A 19,423-nucleotide genomic window follows, 5' to 3' on the forward strand; every position below is an offset into this window, starting at 1 on the left:
CCAAACGGCCACCAGGGCGAAGAGAAAACAACCGAGAACGACCAGCCGTATTCCAAATCCTGGGAACGCGTATCGACCAAGGGCCTCAGAAGCGGTCCAAATGGCACCTATTTTGTGTGAAGTTTGTGGCTTGCCAATGTCCCGAGTGCCAAAGCCACAGCCCTAGACCATCTCGGCTAGTCAACAGCCTCACTCACGTCTCCATTTTTGAAGTACTTGACGTAACCTCTTTCACACCGTATTGATGGCAGTAAGCCATGGAGAGGGAGCCTTGTCGATGAACCTACAAGTCGAGTTCGAGGGAGATGAAGGGCAAGAAGACGCTGTCCTAGCTGTCAAAGCACGGAACGAAGCCGAGAAAATCCGCATCCTTTCTGCAATCGCGGGCAATAGCCCCAGCAGATTAATCGATAGAGTCGCGTGGATTCTGAATCACTACCCACAAGCACGAGACTCCGACGTTAAATGCCAGCTGCTTTATTGGAAAACCTTCCAACAAGATTTGTACAGCGGCGGTGACATTTCAATTGATAATTACCCCAACCTCGAACGCCTTCCTTCCATTGCCCGTGCTCGAGCCTTTATTCAGAATACGCACGGATTATTCATTGCCTCCCCCGAAGTTAGGCGCACCCGAGGAAAACTTGAGGAGGAAGAAAAACAAAGAATCCTGGATGCTAGGCCTGCTCATCCTGTGTATTGTATTTATGCAGATGAAAGTGGCAAAACCAGCAAATATCTTTTAGTTGGGAGTTTATGGGTTCTACGAAGCTATGACACCATGAAAATTACCCGTGCCATCAACCAAAGGAAGGACGAATTAAACTTTAAAGGTGAAATGCACTTCAAGGATATAAATAATGGAAACCTTGAAACCTACCTCGAATTACTTGGATCCATTGTAAAAAACTCTGAAGCCGTTTCCTTCAAAGGCTTAGCCGTCGAGCGCCGGGGCCTTAAAAACATTGACGACACTCTCGACAAGCTTTTTTATCACATGATAATTCAGGGAATTCATGAGGAAAACAAGTCAGGTCGAGCCGTACTTCCTAGAAATTTACAATTCCGAAAGGACTCAGAGGAAGAATCTAAAGATAAGCTCTCAATAATGGAGATTGAGCTTCAGTTAAAAAATGCTGCAAAAAATATTTTTAATGACAACGTTTATATTGACATTGTTGAATCCGAAGACTCTTCGATATCGCCCCTCATGCAAATAGCGGACTTATTTGTAAGCTCCATTTCGCGAGTGTTAAACAAAGAAGAAGGAAAAGAGGGACCTAAAGATATCTTCGCCAAGAAGTTTCTAGCATCGTTCGGAGTTAGCACTTTGAACACCGAGCTCGATATCTTTGGTGACTGTGTACGTTTCTCTTGAGCGCGAGACTGTCCCACGTCGACCTTCAGCATACATACTTTCATACACCCATTGTGCTGGGGTATGGGGTACCCATAGAAACCGCACAGAGCGTTGATATAATCATGAAGTTACTGGTAGAACCTCATCAAATTTCGGAAGATGGATTCGGCTCGGACTTGTTCGGTCGAAAAAATTTTGGTATTGCGCTCAGAAATATCGTAAAAAACTCGGCGGACCCTTTGGTAATAAGTCTTGACGGAAACTGGGGGGAAGGAAAATCAACCTTTGTCAAAATGTGGCAAAAAATATTATCCGACGAGAAAATCCCAAGCATTTATATAGATGCATTTGCTTCTGACTATGTTGATGATGCGTTCATGGTAGTTGCCGGAGCAATAACCGACTTTGTTTCAGCGAATGCGACTCCCAAGCACTCAAAAGCATTCATCGACAAAGCTAAAAACGTTGGAGCAAATGTTTTATCCCTAGGTGCAAAAATTGGCATTCGCGCCGTTTCTGCTGGCCTGATAAAAGAAACTGACTTTGAAGACCTAGGAAATATTGGAGAGGACATTACTAAAGACATAAGCAACAGCGCTGAAAAGTATATAAAGGAGCGGCTTATCAACCATAAAGCCGAGCGTCTATCTATAGAAAACTTTAGAAGCTTTCTTTCAACCATCCCATCAAAACTGAAAGCCCCGTCAGAATTCCCGCTCACCATCATAATTGATGAACTGGATCGATGCCGCCCTTCTTTTGCTGTAGAAATGTTAGAAAAAATAAAACACCTATTCTCAGTACCCAACATAAATTTCTTGTTAGTAATCAACAAAACACAACTACAAGAATCAATTAGATCCACTTATGGATTAAACATAGACTCGCACGCTTACTTACAAAAATTTATCAACATCGAGGCAACGCTACCTAAAAGAACCGGACGCAACAACGACGTTGAAAAATATTGCAAACATCTATCAAACTTATACAAACTTAAAGATAGTGACTGGGCAGATTGCTTCACTGCTCTTGGCACCCAGTTAAATTGCTCTCTACGAGAGCTCGAAAGAATTTACTCGAATTTAGCTATAATGCTACTAACTGAACGAGAAGATGCGCAACTCAATTCAGCGCTCATCTCAGCGATATGCGTTTTCAAAGTCATGCGCCCGGCACTATTTTCTCGTCTCAGCGACGAAGACTTAAGAATAGATGACTTTTACGAAGCACTTAAACACAAGCCAAACCCAAAGAGCGAAAAGTACACCCTAGATCACATCATTGAGTGGCTACACATTTGCTTGATGCCTGAGGCGGAGTTTGCGTCACTTGATCATAACGATGAATTCAGGCGAAAAGCTCGATACTTCCAACAGCGAAATAAAGTTATCGGCATACTAGCACAAAAACTCAACAGCTTTTCTGTTGGTTAGTGCTCCGCTCCGGAACATTATAGAAACACCCAAATTAACAACATCGATTCATTAAGAAGCCTAAGCCCCCTGTAGGTTGGGCTTCTTAAGTTGTAGGAATGAAATCCATATATTAAGAATAAACCCTCCACAGCTGATCTAGCCTCGTAGTGTAGCTATGGCTCATCAATTCTCGCCGCATACCCCAATCTGGATCTTCAGGCACGCTGGCTGATCGGAGTGTTCCCCTTCCCCATCGCCCGTTGATCTGGTCCAGCACTGCCATCAGCTTCGTGGCGTCGGCTGACTGAGAGGTAGCGAATAGATCGTCGGTGTATTCCCCTTGCTGACAGAGGCTCATCAATAGCACCTCAGCCTTGCTGTATTTGAAGCCAGGCCGGAAGACCCGGTCGAGCGCGTCCACCGCAGCCTTAGTCAGCAACCGCACATCGTCGGTAGGGTACGGCATGTCAATCAGCACGCCATTGGCATACTTCGCCTCCTCCGGATTGAACATGCCCGTGCGGATGCTGACGCGAATCTTCTTGCACAGCGACTTCTGCGCCCTGAGCTTTTCCGAGGCACGCATCATGTAGGTGGCCACCGCTTCCTTGATTGGTGCGAGCTCCGTGAGCCGCTTACCGAACATCCGGCTACAGCAAATCTCTTGCTTCGGCGGGTCCGGCTCGTCCAGCTCCAGGCACGGCGTGCCACCCAACTCGCGGGCGGTCTTCTCGATCACCACGCTGAATTTATTGCGTAGCGTCCACGGGTCGGCCTGCGCCAGGTCCATAGCTGTCTTGATGCCCATGGCGTCCAGGTGAAGTTTCATCTTGCGACCGACTCCCCAGACTTCGGACACGTCGGTATTACGCAGCACCCAGTCGCGCTTGAACGGGTCGCAGATGTCGACCACGCCGCCCGTTTGCACCTGGAGCCGCTTGGCGGTGTGATTCGCCAGCTTCGCCAGGGTCTTGGTGTGAGCAATCCCTACCCCGACGGGAATGCCGGTGCAGCGCAGCACATGGCTGCGGATCTTGCGGCCGAGGGCATCCCGACCGTCGATACCGGTCAGATCCGCGAAGGCTTCGTCGATGCTGTAGACCTCGACGGCAGGGACCATTGATTCAATGAGGGTCATCACGCGTTCGCTCATGTCACCGTAGAGCGCGTAATTCGACGAGAACGGGACGATGCCGTGTTTCTTCAGCTTGTGCTTAATCTGGAAATACGGCTCACCCATTTTCACGTAGGGTTTGGCGTCGTAGCTGCGAGCGATCACACAGCCGTCGTTGTTGCTCAGCACCACAATGGGCACGCGGCCTAGGTCCGGGCGGAACACTCTTTCGCAACTGGCGTAGAAGCTGTTGCAGTCGATCAGGGCGAAAACGGGCTGGGCTTTAGACATGGCTGCGCACGCTGCAGGTGATGACGCCCCAGATGACCAGCTCGTCGCCCTCGAGCACGTACCTCGGTGGGTACTTTGGGTTCTCCGACAGGAGAATCACCTCCTTCCCACGAATGCAAAGGCGTTTGCATACGGGTTCGTTGTTCAGCAGCGCCACGACGATGTGGCCATGTGCAGGTTCCATCGCACGATCCACAACGGCTAGATCCCCTTCAAAGATCCCAGCGCCTTGCATGCTCTCCCCGGCGATGGAAACCAGGTAGACATGCGGGGCGCGAATGTTCAGAACCTCATCCAATGAGATGTGCGCTTCGATGTGGTCCGCCGCCGGGGACGGAAACCCGGCGGGGACTCGAAACGAACACAAGGGCAGCTTCAAGCCACCCTCAGCAATAGGGCCTAGAATTGAAAAGCTCATGACGCACGACTTCCAAAACACTGTACGAACGTACAGTTAACTTTGTACAAGTTTCTCGGTCAATTTGTATAGGAAAAATCTGACAGGCGGGACAGCCCATGTGTGGAAGATTCGTGCAATACGAGGGGATGGCGGTGTTTATGGAGGAGCTTGGACCTCAGCTGCCATTGTTCGGCGGGTACGACGCGGAGCCAATCAGCCGGTACAACGTGACTCCGACGACCCGTGTGCAGATCCTGCACAGCACAGAGGCAGGCATTCACATCACGCCAGTGAGGTGGGGATGGGCGCCCTTTTGGGCGAAGGGGAAACGTCCGGATCCGATTAATGCCAGGATCGAGACTGTTACGACGGGAAAGTTTTTCAAGCAGCTTTGGCCCGCCGGGCGCGCACTGGTGCCCAGCGAAGGCTGGTATGAGTGGGTTAAAGATCCAAATGATCCGAAGAAAAAACAACCCTATTTCATCCGGCTGAAGGATCAGAAGCCAATGTTCTTCGGGGCGCTCGCACAGGCCCGCCCAGGTCTGGACGAGCAAGACGGCGATGGCTTCGTAATCATTACCGCATCCTGCGATCAGGGTATGGTGGATATCCATGATCGCCGCCCGCTGGTGTTATCACCTGAAGAAGCCAGGCAATGGCTGGATCCAGATCTCAGTCCAGCGCAGGCAGAGGAAATAGCTAGAAACCGTTCCCGGCCGGAAACGGATTTCGAATGGTATGCCGTGGGCAAAGAGGTGGGGAACGTCAAAAACCAGGGAGCACAGTTGTTGCTCCCCTGGAGTTCGGAAGAAAATTAAGCCTGACTACGTTGGTCCTGCAGGCGGGCCGCCTCTGGGAATCCCACCCAGCGTGCATCCTGGTCCAACCCCCGCCCAGCCAGCACCACGCCGGCCCAGTGATTCAGATCTACCGCTCCGCGTGCTACCGCTGCAAGCAGAGCGGAGGGAAAGATATTCAAGTATTTGTCAGCGGTTTCGGTTTCCATGGTCTTGGTCCTTCGTTTGTGTGACCACAGTAACGCTCCAGCGTAATCACATAGCAAGCGGATCTGATCGAGCGCGACAACCATTAAAACAGCCCTCCCAACGCTGCCGGCTCCCAGTTCATGATCACCAGTTCACCACTGACCTCGGCCTTGCCCTGACGCTGGTTCGTGTTGCTGTACCGAATGTCCAGCATCTCGAAGTGAAAGCCTTCGAACGCACGCCGAATGTCCGGATGGTCGTTGATGCTGACCATGACCTTGCCCTTGCAGCGACGCATAAAGTCCGCCATCCGTTCGTAATTCTCGAACGGGAAATCCACGCCATATCCAGCGGTCTGCCAGTACGGCGGGTCCATGTAGTGGAAGGTATGAGCGCGGTCGTAGCGCTCAGCACAATCAAGCCAGGGGAGGTTTTCGACGTAAGTGCCGGACAGTCGCTGCCACGCGGCCGAGAGGTTCTCCTCGATCCGCAGCAGGTTGATGGCCGGGCCAGTGGTCGCGGTGCCGAACGTCTGCCCGGTGACCTTGCCGGCGAAGGCATGGTGCTGCAGGTAGAAGAACCGGGCGGCGCGCTGGATGTCGGTAAGGGTTTCGGGACGGGTCATTTTCTGCCACTCAAACACCTGGCGGGAGCTGAGCGCCCACTTGAACTGGCGCACGAATTCTTCCAGGTGGTTCTGCACGACACGATAGAGCGTCACCAAGTCGCCGTTGATGTCGTTCAGGACTTCAACGGGAGCGGCCTGGGGTCGCATGAAGTAAAGCGCGGCACCGCCGGCAAAGACTTCGACATAGCATTCGTGAGGCGGAAAAAGCGGAATGAGGCGGTCGGCTAGGCGGCGCTTGCCGCCCATCCAAGGAATGATGGGTGAAGTCATTAGAGCAAGACCTTTACTGTATGGATAAACAGGTGCTAGGCTCGCCGCGCTTTGTGCACGGAGCAGGAGCCTTGGCTGGACTTGCAGGGATGTTCTGCAGGGACGGCGACCGGGGTGGATGTTGGCGCATCCGCCACGGTCGCTCCTTTATTTCGACGGATTTTTCTAACGTGGTAAGACGAAGCCTCCCCCAAGAAGGATCGCTATGAGTTGAGCAGATATTTGATGCTTAATTTTTGGCGAAAAAAAACCTTCGCAATGCGAAGGTTTTTTATGAGGGATAGGGGGGACGGGACTCGAACCCGCACGCCTTTCGGCACCGATTTGGTAAAACGGCGTGTCTACCAATTCCACCACCCCATTGATGACCTCATAAAAACATGGCACAAAGCCACCCGTCAATATTTTTAATGCTTAATCAGCGTGTCCGCCGGAACGCAGCTCATCAACGTACGACTGGCACGCCTTCAATGCGATCAGTCCTCTGTCCCCATCGACGGTGATGCCGATAATTCGTTGAGCATGCGCCGGGTCAAGTCGGGCGCGTGTGGCTCCATGAACCACGCCGCTGGGGCTGGTGGCGGCTGGCACTGCACAGCCGTTGGTGGTATCGGTGGCGTCGAGTAGGACTGACAGCCGGACATCAGCAGTAGCGAGGCGATCACGTAGGCGATCCTGATCACGTTGGGCATCGGTAAGGGCTCGATAGTGGGTTTGATCATTGACGGCCAGCCGCTGCTCTAGGGCCAGGCGCTTGTCCTGCTCGGTGCGCTGCAGCGCGGTCGAGGCCAGGGTTATTTGGTTGAGGGTTTCGGTGTGGAGCCGGGCTTGTTTTTCCAGCTGCTGACCGTATCGCCAGCCTTGGACGGTCCAGGCGATGGCCGCCGAAGCGGCGACCAAAGCGCACAGTAGAAACCCGGCGACCAGCACGCGGTATTGCAGCGGGATCAGGTCGACGAGACGCATAACACCGCCCTCGCCCGCTCCCACAACTGCAGACGATCTGCCAAGCCGTTGAGCCCGCCGTTGATTTTCCGGGTGATCGTTTCAAACTCATCACGATCAGCCAGCACGTTCAGTTCCCTGACCCACCAGAACCATGCAGCCGACTCGGCCGCCCATTGGGGCAGCTCCAGCAGTTCGGGCGTGCGCAACAGGCGCTCGTCACCGAACAGCGCCAAGCTGCAGCGTAGGTAGTTGTGGGCACCGGTAACCTGGATTAAGCCGCGACCACGATAGCGCTGACCATCGCCGTCGGGCTCGGGAGTGTTGCCGAGTTTCGAAGCCAGCGAACCGGTGTCGTATTTGCTGAGGTACTGATCGCCGCCCAGCTCCCGCACGTACTGCAGTTGGCCGGACTCATGCCCAACCTGGGCCAGGAATGCCGCCTGCCGCTTGGGCGTATCGATCTGTCGGTGTGCCATGGCGGCGTTCAGGGCCGATACGAAAACGCCCGCTTGGCGGCGGGCGTTGGGCATGATGCGCTGTAGTTGCTGCTCAGTGAGTGGCATGGGGGCTCCAAAAAAAATCCCGCTCGATGGCGGGTTGCGGTTGTGTTTGAGAGTGGTGCTTGGCGCGTCTAAAGCTGGACAACCTTGACCGGCTTGGCTTCCTTCTTCTTTTTCTTACCCTTGGCGTTGGCCTTGCCCTTCTTGCCGCCGTTGCACTCGACGGTGGTGGTCCAGCCGCTGGAGGTGAACAACTGCTCCACCGCCTCTGCCAGGTATTCACCGTCAAGCCCGGGCTTGATGCCCTGGACAATGATGGAGCGCTCGGCAAATACATCGGTACGCCCGGCCATTTCCAGGCGAACCCCGGCGCTGCTGCGATTGAACGCAGCCAAGCGCGCCTTGGCGGCCTGCTCTGCGGCTGACTTGTTGGGGTAGATATGCCGGTCGGTATGGACCGCTGGTAGGCCGTTCGGCAGGTCGTCGTTGTCCAGCTCGACCACCTTAAGCGCGCCGGATTTTTTATCCTGATGCTTGGTGCGTACGGCCTTTTGCGTATTGCGGTCGCCGAGGCGGAATTGATAGCGGCTCAGATCCGCACGCCTCAAAACTACAGGGCTCAGGTTCTTGCCGCTCGCGGTCTGGCCGCCCTGCCGAGGCATGACCAACAGCTTGCCGTCGGCCAGCTTGGCCGTGCAGTCATATTGTTTGGCAAGGCGAGTGATGAAGTTGTAATCCGACTCGTTGAGTTGGTCGACTCGAGGCACTTTTGTTTGCACCGGACACACCGGCTGCCAACCATTGCGGGCTGCCACGTCGCGGACAATCTGCTGCAGGGGCACGTTTTCCCAGGACCCGCTGCGCACGGTCTTGCCGCTGCCACGCATGTCACTGGCTTTACCCCGGATCACCATCGTGTCAGGCGGCCCCGACAACTCGATCTCGTCGACGGTGTAGCGCCCAAGGCGGGTCAGGGCCTGGCCGGTATATCCCAGGTAAACCTCGATACCCGCCCCACGCGTAGGCAGCGCAACCGCTTGATCACGATCATCGATCCTCAACTCAAAGTCGTCCGAATCCATGCCCGGCTTATCCGAGGTGCGCAGACTCAATAACCGGTCATTGATCAACGCGGTGATGTCCTTGCCGTCCGCAACGATGCGATAGGTCGGCTTCATGGTGACACTCCAGAAAAAAGAAACCCCGCACGGGGCGGGGCTTATGAGGTGTAACGGTGTTGTTTAATCCCACAGCTGGATATCCTCCAGCGTCTGCGCCGGCAGATCCGGCAGCACGATGATCACCCCAGCGCGAAACGGTTGAGGCTCATCGGCTAGGCCTTGATTGGCGGCAAGCACAGCCTCCACCGTGCCATTCAGATGGCCGTAGTAGTGATGACAGACGGTGTCCAACAAATCCCCGTCAGACGTTCTGCAGGTCGTCGCCATAGCTCACAAACTCCAGTGAAAAGGACTGCTTACGCGGAATGCCACCCGCGAGCAGGTTGCTTTGATCTTCCTCGATGTTGAGCAGGCACCAGGTGCCGAGCACTTCGCCGTAGCCGGTGGTCAGGTTCACCGGCTGCAGACGTCGCCCGATGGTGCGCAAGGTGTCCATTTGTTTGAGCCCACCTTTGAAGCCCGGAAAAATCACGCCCTTGAGGCTGATTTTGTCCTCTCCCTGGCCGACTGCCTGCTGGGCGATGCTACGTGTCAGACGTTCCTGACCAGCCCAACGAAACGACGTCTGCCGACGTAGTTCCTCGAAAGCCGCCGTATCCAGGTTGAAGTAGTACGGCTGCGCGTTCGGCTCCAGAGGCTGCATGATCAGCAGATGCGGGAACGGCTTCACCGCCTCGGCCGCTGGTGTCAGCTGTGGAGCAAATGAACCCGTGGGCATGATGTTGCTCAGCGAGGGGCTCACCTGGCCGGCGATGCGATTAATCGCTGCTCCCGCCTTGCCTGCCTGTTCCTTGAGCGAACCCAGCCGCTCCTGGACTTGGCCGGCAGCGGTGACCGCTTGGTTGTACTTCGCCGCCACCTGGCCCACGGTGGACTGCGCCGCGTTGATTGCCCGCATGGTCCGTTGCATCTTGGCGCCGATGGCCGGCCCAATGAAGGGCACCCCCTCCAGCTCCGAGGCGGCGCCCGTCATGTCGCTGATTGCGCCATTAAGCGGGCCCAGCATACCGTCGAGACTGGTACGGCCAGCCTCCCCCGCTGCGAGCAGTGATTTGAACACCGATTGCAGTTGCTCCATGTAGGCCATGGCACCTCCTTAAACGTGAGGGGAATCGAACAGCTGACTCGACGCCTGGCGGGCAGCCACCTCGCGGGAAAAGGCTTCCATTTGCTGACGTAGGTGCGGCTCCAGCTCCCGTGCCAACTGCGCAGGATCCTTCACATCGCCTTGAACGGTAATCGAGACACTTGGCGCGAAACTGAAAGCCTGCTCAACCTTGGGTGGCACTGGCGGCGTTGGTTCTGCTGGCTTGGTAACTTCGGGAGGCTTGGCCTCTTCGGCCTTACCATCACTGCCAAACCAGGACTTACCCAAGAAGCCGCCGATACTCTCGCCACCCAGGCCGCCCAAAGCGGCACCAATTGCTCCCCCGATGGCGGTCCCAATGATCGGCACCACCGAACCAATAGCCGCACCGGCCGCACCGCCAGCCAGGGCGCCTGCCAAACCACCGGCGGCGCCGCCATAGCCCTCGGCTTTTTCGTCTTGGGTCGTGGCGTTGAGCGCGGTATCCAAGACCCCCACCCCTGCATCAAGTACGTTACCGCCGGGGATACGTTTGGTGGCTCGGGTGACGCCCCTGATCGACTGAACCGCACGGCCGAGCGAGCCACCGGACGCTGCCTCCGCCGCAGCAGCCATAGGCGCAGCAGCCAACAGCCCCACCTTTGGCATGACAGACACAGCGGCAGGGGGTGACACGGCCGGAGGGCTGGGCACCCGGACGGGTAATCGCCGACGCGGGGTGGTCCCAATACCGGTACGGCGACCTCGTCGGCCACGCTGACGCCTGCCGGAACCGCCGCCAGGATCTGCACCTGGACCAGAACCAGCCCGGCCTATTGCATCAGCATTGACGACAAACACACGTTGCGGCTCATTGCTGCTCCCTGCTGCCGGATCGTTGCCGGCCCCCATCAACTTACCGAGGACTCCCAGCCCCTTGTCCACCGTTTTGATACCGGTTTTCGGAGCCTTGGCAGCGGCATCACCCAGGGCACCCACGCCTCGTTCCATCGCCCGGCCACGCGATATGTTGTACAGCCCCTTGCCAATCTTCACCGCGCTGGCAGCTGTCTTGAGGGCCAACAGGCCGGCGGTGATGCCAGCAATGCCAAGCACCACCGGTTGCGAGCCATCCGAAAGCTTGGTCAGCCCACGTACAATTGAGGTCAGGCCCTGGGCGACCGCGTCGGTCGCCGGGCGGATGGCGTCCCCCACGCTGCGCATGCCATCGCTAACCGCCTGGCCCAGCTCGTCCCACATCTGTTTCGACGTTTCGCGCCGCTCGGCCAGGTTCTTATCGAGGATCCCGCCAGAAGACTGCGAATCCTTTTTCAGTTGCTCATACAGCGACTTGTTTTGCGAGTAGGCAGTGAGCGCTGCCTTGACCTGCATGTCGGCGAAGAGGTCACCGGTACGCAGGGATTTCTCCAGCGCATCGAGCGCCGCCTTGGCCTTCTCCGGATCTGTCTCCTTGCTGATCTTGGCCTGGGCCTCGGCCATCTTCGCGGCTTTCGCCGGATCGGTGGCCTGGATGTATTTCATCGCCAGGGCGAAGCTGGATTCCAGGGTCGACATGCCCTTCTGAATGCCAGTGTTCAGGGAGCCTTGATAGTCAATGCCGGCGTCCTTGTACGCCTTGACCACGTCACCCGAACCGATTTTCTCCATCCAGTTTTTCAGGTTGTTGGCCGCTTCGTCCGAGCCGCCGGCCGTTTTCATCTGGACTTGAAGCATCGCGCCCAAGGAGCTGACCGCTTCCATGCCAGTGCTGCCGTTCTTCTCCATGCTGGCCAGCAATTGAGGGAACCACCGGGCCATATCGCTGGCCTCGAAGCTCCCCGCCTGCCCCTGATAGGCAATGGCTTCCAGGGCCTGCTGCATCACCTTGGGGTCGGTGATCTTGGCGTTCTGCTGCAGCGCCATGATCATGCTGGCCGTGTCGACGCCGGACGCACTCTGGCCGATGGAAAACTTCGCCGCCGTCGGTGCGTAGGCCATGGCCTGCTTGAGGTCCATGCCGGCACCGACCAGCTGGTTTACCAGATCTGCCACGTCGTTACGGGCCATACCCGCATCGCGAGAAGTCTGGATCACCGTCTGAGTAAGTTGCGTTTCTTGTGGCTTGTTAGCCACGTCCGCCTTGATCGCGATATCGCGGATAATCGCCTGATAGTCTGCACTGACTTTGGTTGGAATCGCCGCAAAACCGGTAGCGACAACACCTTGACCAATGCTCGACGTGAGTCCTTTCTTGCCGGCATCGAGCTGCTGGTGCCCCTTGAGCTGTAGATCGGCAGCCTTGGCCGCCCGACCGAGCCGCTGGTATTCCTGGCCGAGCCGGCCCACCTCCACACCTTGCTTGCGCAGGGCATCAAGGTTGCCGTTGAGCTTGCGCAACAGGCCATCCGCCGAAGCGGCGCCGCTGTCGTGCGCCCGCTTCCATTCATCGCGCAGGCGGATGGTTTCGCTAATGGTGCTCTTGAGCACCTTGGCCTTGTTGCCTTTGTCCTCCAGCTTTTTGATGTGGCCTTCGACCGTGCGGAAGGCAGACGCCATCGTCGAACTGACGGCGCCGCCAATCACTAGCGATAACGCCAGTTTGCTAGCCATCGTCTACCCCTTGTTCAGTCCGAGAGCCACCAGACCATGTCGGAGAACGGCATGGTCTGGATCTCTGCTGCGGAAAAGTTCAGCTCAGCGGCTAAACGCTTAGCGAGTTGTTTCTGCACTGTCGGGCTGAAGTTCATCTTCGCGCACCAGGCGAAAATAGCCGGCCTGTACACGGTAGTAGTCCTTCAAAGGCAAGCCATCCAGATCCTTGGGACTGACTTCAGCCAGGGAGGCGAACAAATTCAGGTCTTGCTGCTCTTCATCATTGGGCGCTGTTTGGCGAGCGATGCGAAGGTCACGCACGGTGGGTGTTCGCAAGCTAAGCGTGTCGACGCGTACGCTGTTGGCTTCAAACGGTACGGTCAATTTCACGGTGACGCGGTCAGCGGCCAGGGTCATCCAGCTTGGAATTGCGGTACTGCTCATAGAGGTGTGTCCTTAAAAAGAGGAAGCGCCGCCCGGGAGACTCGCCAGGCGGGGTATCAAAGGGAATTAGAGGCCCAATGCGGAACGCTGGGCGGCAAGTTGATCAACGCCATTGATGACGCGGCGCATGCCGATGGGGTCGATCTCGTAGACGGTTCGACCGTCCACTTCGAGCTTGTAGTACGTCAGCCCGATGGAGTGCTTGATCTCGGCCTTGTCGCCCGATTTCCAGTCGCCCATGTCGACCTCTTTCAGCGTGCCGCGCAGGGTGACGATGACCGGCGTGACTTTGCCTTTGAGCCCTTTGTAGGCCCCTCGGAACGTACCGTTAAACGCCGTGCCATCGGCCAAGCCAAAGAACTTCAACGACTCACGGCGTACCCCAGTGGTAGTAAAGTTCGCTTCCTGTTTTTCCATACCCATGTCCAGCTCGACCGGCGCATCCATGCCGCCGCCGCGATGCTCTTCCATCTTGAGCGTGAGCTTGGGGAGCGTCAGGCTCGGCACATCGCCCTGAAAGCTGACGCCGTCGGCGAACAAGTTCAGGTTCGCCAGGGTTTCGGGAATCATTGCCATTGGGGTCGCTCCTTAAGCGGCGGTGTCGAGGACTTCGGTCAGCCATTGGTTGGTGACTTCTACGCGAAAGTTGGGGTTTTCTGCCGGCGGAACGTCGGTGAAGCGGATGTTCCAATACACCTTGCCCTGCTCCAGCTGGCTGGCCGTGTTCAGCTCCGGGTCGGCAAACACCTCGAAGTTGATGATTGCGCCTTGGGCTTTCAGGTCGCGCATGAACGCTTGGAGGCCTTCGGTCACGTCCTTGATGTACGTCGCAGTGATGGAACGGTCGACTGCCCATTTGTGGCCGTAGAGGATCGCGTCCATGACGATGTCCATCGTCCGTACGCGAGTGACGAACGCCCACTTCGGATCGCTCGACAGGGTGCGGTTGCCCCACAGGCGGAAGCCGTCATCACGGATGATCGTGGTGATGTTGGCGTTGTTGAGCAGGTTGGCCCGGCAGGTTTCGTCACCGTCCAGAAATTCAATGGGCCGCGTGGTACCGGTGATGCCGACAAATTCCTTGTTCGAAGGCGAAGCCCAAAAGCCGTATTCGCTGTCGGTCCAGGCGAACAACCCCGCCACCCAGGCAGAGCCCGGTGCGTCGACCGTTGCATCCACCGTGGTGTCCCAATACTGCACGCCTGGATCAACCAGGTACGACCGCCTGGCGCCGAAGTTCTCGGCGTAGGCCATCACCGCCTCATCGGTGGTGTTCGGACCGTCGAGGATGGCGAGCCCTCGCAGTTTGTCCGCCAGCGCGACCAGCGCGGTACCGACAGCCAGGGTCGCGCTGTGCTTGGGAGTCACCAACAGCCGCGGCTGCGCGTTGAACCGGCTCTTGCCGTCCAGCAGCGCCTGCAGGCCGGTACGCTTGCCGTCAGCCAGAACGCCGCCGATGATTGCCGAGGTCTGTGCGGCCGGATCGGCCAACTGGGCCACACCACAGGCGACGATCACCGCCTTGGCCCGGGTGTAAATGGCCTTGCAGGCTTTGGTAATCGCCGAGTCGGCGCCGAAGGCAGCCACCGCCTCACGCTCATTGGTGATCACCACCAGGTCATTCGGCTGCGCGCTGTAGGCCGGCGCCGGTACAAAGGTGTCAACCAGTCCAATGATTGATGACGAAGGCAACGCAATGACACGAGCGCCGGTGTCGACGTTCGTGGTGGTAACGCCGTGAAAGAAGCTCATAGGTTCTCCAGATACGAAAAAGCCCCGCAGTGCGGGGCCTTGTTTGTGGTGAAGCAGAAAAGAAAACGCCCCTTCAATGCGGGGCGTTTATTGAGTTTGTTCGGCGATCCAGGGCGGCGCTAGGGGACGGTACTGGCTATCAGGAAAGCGCTCGGACTGAGGCCAGTCTCGAAGCGCTTTCCGATATCCCAACAGTTCGGAAAACTGCTCCATCGTCAACGTGGTGTCTTGGGCCAAATCCTGCTCATCACGATGGCGGGTGATCAGCCACTCGGTGGATAGCAACTCAGTGTTGCGCCACACCCGCTCAGCGTCGGCTCGCTCAGAAGGCGGCGACTCCGAGAGAGCAACAAACTCACCATCTATTAATACCCAGCCTGGCCGGACGTCCACGGGGCAGCTTTGCCAAAATAGATCCGGATGGAAACGTTCGTCGGGGTCAATGTCGGTGGTTTCTACTACCGCTCCGTTCTCAACTCTTGCCCACTGCATAAAGTCCCCCCTCAGTACGTGATAAAGACACAGCCATCAGCCCCGGCCTGCGATCTACTTGCGATTCGTCCGCCTCCGCCCATCCCGGGCTGTGTGAGCGGGGTAGTGTCGTTGGCTGCGAAAATGCTCTCGCCACCTCCACCTGCCCCACCATTTGCACCGTTGGAAGCCGCGTTGCGCACTGGAGGGTTGCCGGCTCCTAAAGTCCCGTTGAAATCCCCCCCTGAACCATAACCTCCGCCGGCGCCACCGGAAACCAACCCGCCGCCGCCACCAGTGGCTGAGCAGTGAGTGCCGAATGAAGAGGTACCGCCCGCGTTACCTGCTGCGTTGACAGTTGTCACATACGCACCACCTGCACCCACGGTCACCGTAATTACAGAGCCAGGCGTAACAGAAACCAGTCGTGTACTAAGTCCACCAGCTCCTCCCCCACCGGCACCAGTCTCCAAGGCTCCGAAAGCCCCACTACCGCCCCCGCCCCGCACCTCAACAAATACCTTCCAAACATTCGCCGGAACTGTCCATTGGTAAACACCAGCGGTTCTGTAGAGGGCCTTGCCGCGATAGGGCAAATGGGCTGTTTGACCCAGCTCGCTCCAATACGGCTGTGTTCCCGTTGCAGTCTTGTGTCCGATGTAAACCCGCGTTGGACTGTTCGCCGTGTTGTTGATGATCGCCAGAAAAGTCTTGTACCCGGCGGTGATGTACCCACCGCCGACAAGAACAGTCATTGAAGTGCCGCCTTGTGTGCCGGAGTCTGGCGGCCCACCAATAGCCGCATTCGGATGCTCCAACGTAAACGCTCGATAAAGACCAGGTTTGATGTCAGTCGAAAAGTCCGCGATCAGGGGGATTTTCGCAGCGTCCGTTCCAAGTCCGAAAATATCAAGGATTGAACGTACCCCTCCGTTGAAGGCAGTAGACAGCACGTTGGGAATCGATCCGTTTTCGGCATACCAAGTGATGCCTGCACCGGTCGATAGAGTGATGGTGTCCAATGTTTTGAGCACGAGCTGATTCGCGGCGATGCCCGCCACATAATCAGTGCCCTGTAGGATGATTGTCGCGGTTCCGGTCGAGACGTTCACCAGCGTGATGGTGCCGCCGTTGAATCCGGTACTTGCCTTGGGCAAGGTGATATTGACCGGGTTAACGGAGTTGATAATGAAAGCTTTCCCGAAAGCATCGGCCGTCAGCACAGTGCTGACGTCCAGGCCGCCAACGCTTGAATGGTTGCCGAGGGCTCGCTGAACAAACGCAGTATTGGCGAGCAGTTGGCTACTGTTATTGAGCGGCGCAGTTGGGGCTGTTGGGCTTCCCAGAAAGGCCGGGGAATTGATGGTTGCAAACCCCTGGGTGATGTTCTGAAAAGTCAGCGACGTGGTGCCCAGGACAATTGCCCCATCCGTCACCAACTGCCAGCGAGTGTCAGCCAGCGTAGCGCCTTGCTCGACGGACAAGATCATCGCCGAGGTGACTTCAGCACTGCTATCAGCATCCGGCGCACGCTGCCAAGCCGCTACACCAACGATGTAGATGCCGTTGTCTTTAGAGGCTGCTTGATTCTTTACCAACACCCGGTCGCCCGCGAGCAGGCTTACACCATCGATGGTCTGAACCCCAGTCAACGCGATATTGGCCGTAGTCGCTGCTCGCACTGACTGCTTGCTGTCGAACTTGAACAGTTCTTCAAGAATCCGCCGCTCGACGTATTCCCGTGTTGCTAACACCACTGACGGGTCAATCTTAAGCGTGATGTTGCCCGTGCTACTAACAATGAAGTTCATCCGAACAACTTGGGTCCTGCCCGAGCCCTGCGACATGATCGGCTTAAAACTCGGCGGGCAGTTCGCGACCGCCACCAGGTCCCCGTCAGCGTCGTACAGACCGATTTCACGAATCCAGTATCCACCCTCATCGGCCGGAATCACTTGCTCGGCGACAATCACCGCCGGATTGACTGGGTCAATAAAAAGCTGATTCAGCGGTCGGCGGCGCCATTCGTTGATAAGAGACGTTTGCGCAGCGCTTGGAACCGGGTCGGTGCCGTTGGCGTCACCCACGCCCATTTCGGTAAGTTTCCACGGAACGCCAAGGGCATCGGCGTTCGCCTGTTTCGCCGTTCCCACGTTCGTGAGAATCGCGAAAAATTGCGAGGTCTGATCAATCATTAATAAACGTCCAAGGTGTCTATGGTGTGTTCGCGCCCTACCACGCCGATGGATCCGGTGACTTCAATGTCACGCATGATCGGCGGGTACACGTCGATTTCGTCGCCCTCATACAGGGCAACACCGATGTTCAATTTCCCTCGGGTTTCGAGGCTGATCGCCAATCCGGTCATGTGGCGACTGACCGGCCGGGCGTCATCGATCAGCCACGTCAGTTCCTGATAGGTTTCTTCGCTGATGCCTTCATCGGAAACACCGATCTTCAAGGCGAACGTTCCCGGCACCCCCATAGGTTGAGTCTTGAACCACTCCACTACCTCGATGAGATAGCCGAACGGCTCCACCACACGGCGCAAGGCGCCTATGGTGCCCTTGTGGGCATGGACGTAGAACGAAGAGCGAATCACCGAGCGCTTGACCTCTTCGGGCCAGGCCTCGTCCCAGCGGTCCACGGACCAAGCCCAAGCCAATTGGTAAAGCAGGTGCGCCGGGCAGGTGTCCGGGTTGTATAGGGTTCTGAGCGGTATCTCCGTTGTTTCGTCGATAGCCGCCTCAATGGCCCGCTCAAGCTGAGTGCTGTTGAGGGGAAGCAAACTTTTCATTTACCACCCCGCTTTATGGTGAACCCCGTGCACCACGCTGCCTGGGCCTTGGTTGGACGGATGTCTACCCATCCAGGGATCTCCACTCGGGCCACACCGCTGACGTGGATCTGTGCATCAATCGCCGAACGGGCCACCTCAACGCCCAAGCGGCGCCGGGGGTTAATCCAGGCCTGCAAGCGCGCATTGCACTCTGCAAGTGCTGCCTCGTTTTCTGGTCCAGTACCGGCCATGTACACCACGGCATCGATTCGATAAGGCAGGATCTCGGCGCCCTGCACTGTCAGCCGATCAGCAACAGGCCGCCGATCTTCGTCATTGAGGTGAGTGTCCACTTCGGCCAACAACTCGGGGCTGGCCGTACCATCGCCCTCCAGGGACAGCACCGTCACGACCACCTCGGCCGGCGCCGGGCTTTCGGCCGTGGCGTCTGCCACCAGGCCCGAGGCGTTACGGGCATGCAGGATGTAGCTGTTTCGTGGCCCGGCTGTGGTCAGCCCCTCATACCTAAGTTGCACCCGCTCGCGCAGCGCGTCGTAACTCTCCAGCACCGCCGGTACTGGGGGCACGGCGGTTGAGTCTTCAGCCTGGATGACCAAGCGTTGCAGGTTCACGTTGGCGGCCAACTGCTCCAGGTCGGCACCCGTGGCATGAGCCAGAAATAGTGCCTTGGCCGCGTCGTTGACCCTCGCCCGATTCTGCATGCGTCGATAAGCACCCAACTCCAGCAGCTTGGTCACCGGGTCGCTTTCAAGGAAAGCGGTCCAGTTATCGCCCATGTACTCGCGGAACGTTGCCAGCTCGCCCTGATACAACTCTTCAAAATCCAGACTCTCCAGCACCTGTGGAGCCGGCAACGCCGAAAGGTCGATAGTGCTCATGCGTTCACCTCCAGCACCACGCCATCGCCAATGTAGGAGCCCGTCAGTTGCAAGGTGATTTGTCCATCCACCACCGCAATGACCCGAACACGCTCCAGCTTCAAACGGGGTTCCCAACGACCGAGGGCACGAGCGACTTCAGCCTGCACCGCGCTTTTCCAACCTTCGTTAACTGGCAGGTCGACATAGCGACGCATTTGGCTGCCGTACTCCGGCCGCATGCGGCGGCTGCCGACAGGCGTGCTCAGAATGTCCTCAATGGACTGCCGCAAATGCGCCTGGCCGGACAGCGGCTGCCCCGTGCGACGGTCCACTCCGATCATG

Annotated in this window: 21 protein-coding genes and 1 tRNA gene; 3 read left to right on the plus strand and 19 right to left on the minus strand. The window is 57.1% G+C overall.

Translation table 11 applies throughout. From position 1 onward, the window contains the following. The first annotated feature begins 277 nt into the window (after positions 1–277). Both GN234_RS08430 and GN234_RS08435 read left to right on the plus strand, forming a co-directional pair. Positions 278–1,378 (plus strand): DUF3800 domain-containing protein, encoded by a 1,101-nt coding sequence (locus GN234_RS08430; protein ID WP_176688269.1) that lies wholly within the window; start codon positions 278–280, stop codon positions 1,376–1,378. 104 nt (positions 1,379–1,482) lie between these two features. Continuing rightward, positions 1,483–2,796 carry a KAP family P-loop NTPase fold protein gene (locus GN234_RS08435; RefSeq protein WP_176688270.1) on the plus strand — a complete coding sequence of 438 codons (1,314 nt, stop codon included), beginning with the start codon at positions 1,483–1,485 and terminating at the stop codon, positions 2,794–2,796. A 112-nt stretch (positions 2,797–2,908) separates the two neighbouring features. Here GN234_RS08435 and umuC read toward each other — a convergent pair whose 3' ends face one another. Both umuC and GN234_RS08445 read right to left on the minus strand, forming a co-directional pair. Then, on the minus strand, positions 2,909–4,183 hold the full coding sequence (gene umuC, locus GN234_RS08440) for a translesion error-prone DNA polymerase V subunit UmuC (protein WP_176688271.1): 1,275 nt from the start codon (positions 4,181–4,183) through the stop codon (positions 2,909–2,911). After that, a complete protein-coding gene (locus GN234_RS08445; RefSeq protein ID WP_043041970.1) occupies positions 4,176–4,601 on the minus strand; it encodes a LexA family protein in 426 nt (141 codons plus the stop codon). The genes umuC and GN234_RS08445 overlap by 8 nt, the downstream gene beginning before the upstream one ends. A gap of 98 nt (positions 4,602–4,699) precedes the next feature. Between GN234_RS08445 and GN234_RS08450 the strand changes: the two genes are divergently transcribed. Beyond that, on the plus strand, positions 4,700–5,401 hold the full coding sequence (locus GN234_RS08450) for an SOS response-associated peptidase family protein (RefSeq protein ID WP_176688272.1): 702 nt from the start codon (positions 4,700–4,702) through the stop codon (positions 5,399–5,401). On the opposite strand, the gene GN234_RS08455 is transcribed toward GN234_RS08450, so the two are convergent. The 17 genes from GN234_RS08455 to GN234_RS08535 form a co-directional block, all read right to left on the minus strand. Further along, positions 5,398–5,589: a hypothetical protein gene (locus GN234_RS08455; protein WP_176688273.1), complete on the minus strand. Its 192-nt coding sequence runs from the start codon at positions 5,587–5,589 to the stop codon at positions 5,398–5,400. The two genes, GN234_RS08450 and GN234_RS08455, sit on opposite strands and share 4 nt — an antisense overlap. A gap of 83 nt (positions 5,590–5,672) precedes the next feature. Then, positions 5,673–6,467: a DNA adenine methylase gene (locus GN234_RS08460; RefSeq protein ID WP_176688274.1), complete on the minus strand. Its 795-nt coding sequence runs from the start codon at positions 6,465–6,467 to the stop codon at positions 5,673–5,675. 281 nt (positions 6,468–6,748) lie between these two features. Beyond that, positions 6,749–6,830 (minus strand) — tRNA-Gly (locus GN234_RS08465). Positions 6,831–6,881: 51 nt separating this feature from the next. Then, positions 6,882–7,433 (minus strand): lysis system i-spanin subunit Rz, encoded by a 552-nt coding sequence (locus GN234_RS08470; RefSeq protein WP_176688275.1) that lies wholly within the window; start codon positions 7,431–7,433, stop codon positions 6,882–6,884. Then, positions 7,415–7,978: a glycoside hydrolase family 19 protein gene (locus GN234_RS08475; protein ID WP_176688276.1), complete on the minus strand. Its 564-nt coding sequence runs from the start codon at positions 7,976–7,978 to the stop codon at positions 7,415–7,417. The genes GN234_RS08470 and GN234_RS08475 overlap by 19 nt, the downstream gene beginning before the upstream one ends. Before the next feature lie 68 nt (positions 7,979–8,046). Further along, positions 8,047–9,093 (minus strand): phage late control D family protein, encoded by a 1,047-nt coding sequence (locus GN234_RS08480; protein ID WP_123351339.1) that lies wholly within the window; start codon positions 9,091–9,093, stop codon positions 8,047–8,049. 63 nt (positions 9,094–9,156) lie between these two features. Then, entirely contained in the window at positions 9,157–9,363 is a 207-nt protein-coding gene (locus GN234_RS08485; protein WP_135846590.1) for a tail protein X, read from the minus strand. Beyond that, positions 9,338–10,183: a phage tail protein gene (locus GN234_RS08490; RefSeq protein ID WP_176688277.1), complete on the minus strand. Its 846-nt coding sequence runs from the start codon at positions 10,181–10,183 to the stop codon at positions 9,338–9,340. The genes GN234_RS08485 and GN234_RS08490 overlap by 26 nt, the downstream gene beginning before the upstream one ends. Before the next feature lie 9 nt (positions 10,184–10,192). Next, positions 10,193–12,772 carry a phage tail tape measure protein gene (locus GN234_RS08495; protein WP_176688278.1) on the minus strand — a complete coding sequence of 860 codons (2,580 nt, stop codon included), beginning with the start codon at positions 12,770–12,772 and terminating at the stop codon, positions 10,193–10,195. A 99-nt stretch (positions 12,773–12,871) separates the two neighbouring features. After that, the gene (locus GN234_RS08500; protein ID WP_176688279.1) at positions 12,872–13,198 is read right to left on the minus strand and encodes a phage tail assembly protein; all 327 of its coding nucleotides are present in this window, start codon (positions 13,196–13,198) and stop codon (positions 12,872–12,874) included. A 66-nt stretch (positions 13,199–13,264) separates the two neighbouring features. Continuing rightward, entirely contained in the window at positions 13,265–13,774 is a 510-nt protein-coding gene (locus tag GN234_RS08505; RefSeq protein ID WP_176688280.1) for a phage major tail tube protein, read from the minus strand. A 12-nt stretch (positions 13,775–13,786) separates the two neighbouring features. Further along, positions 13,787–14,950: a phage tail sheath subtilisin-like domain-containing protein gene (locus GN234_RS08510; protein WP_176688281.1), complete on the minus strand. Its 1,164-nt coding sequence runs from the start codon at positions 14,948–14,950 to the stop codon at positions 13,787–13,789. Positions 14,951–15,037: 87 nt separating this feature from the next. Next, positions 15,038–15,442: a phage tail assembly chaperone gene (locus tag GN234_RS08515; RefSeq protein ID WP_176688282.1), complete on the minus strand. Its 405-nt coding sequence runs from the start codon at positions 15,440–15,442 to the stop codon at positions 15,038–15,040. A gap of 11 nt (positions 15,443–15,453) precedes the next feature. Beyond that, positions 15,454–17,616, minus strand: coding sequence for a phage tail protein (locus tag GN234_RS30030; protein WP_233459538.1), 2,163 nt, complete (start codon positions 17,614–17,616; stop codon positions 15,454–15,456). Then, positions 17,616–18,218 (minus strand): phage tail protein I, encoded by a 603-nt coding sequence (locus GN234_RS08525; RefSeq protein WP_123351335.1) that lies wholly within the window; start codon positions 18,216–18,218, stop codon positions 17,616–17,618. Before GN234_RS08525 ends, GN234_RS30030 begins: the two co-directional genes overlap by 1 nt. Then, on the minus strand, positions 18,215–19,099 hold the full coding sequence (locus GN234_RS08530; RefSeq protein ID WP_176688283.1) for a baseplate assembly protein: 885 nt from the start codon (positions 19,097–19,099) through the stop codon (positions 18,215–18,217). Before GN234_RS08530 ends, GN234_RS08525 begins: the two co-directional genes overlap by 4 nt. Further along, a complete protein-coding gene (locus GN234_RS08535) occupies positions 19,096–19,422 on the minus strand; it encodes a GPW/gp25 family protein (protein ID WP_069971005.1) in 327 nt (108 codons plus the stop codon). Before GN234_RS08535 ends, GN234_RS08530 begins: the two co-directional genes overlap by 4 nt. Position 19,423 lies beyond the last annotated feature (1 nt).

The sequence above is a fragment of the Pseudomonas bijieensis genome, from assembly GCF_013347965.1.
GTDB lineage: Bacteria > Pseudomonadota > Gammaproteobacteria > Pseudomonadales > Pseudomonadaceae > Aquipseudomonas > Aquipseudomonas bijieensis.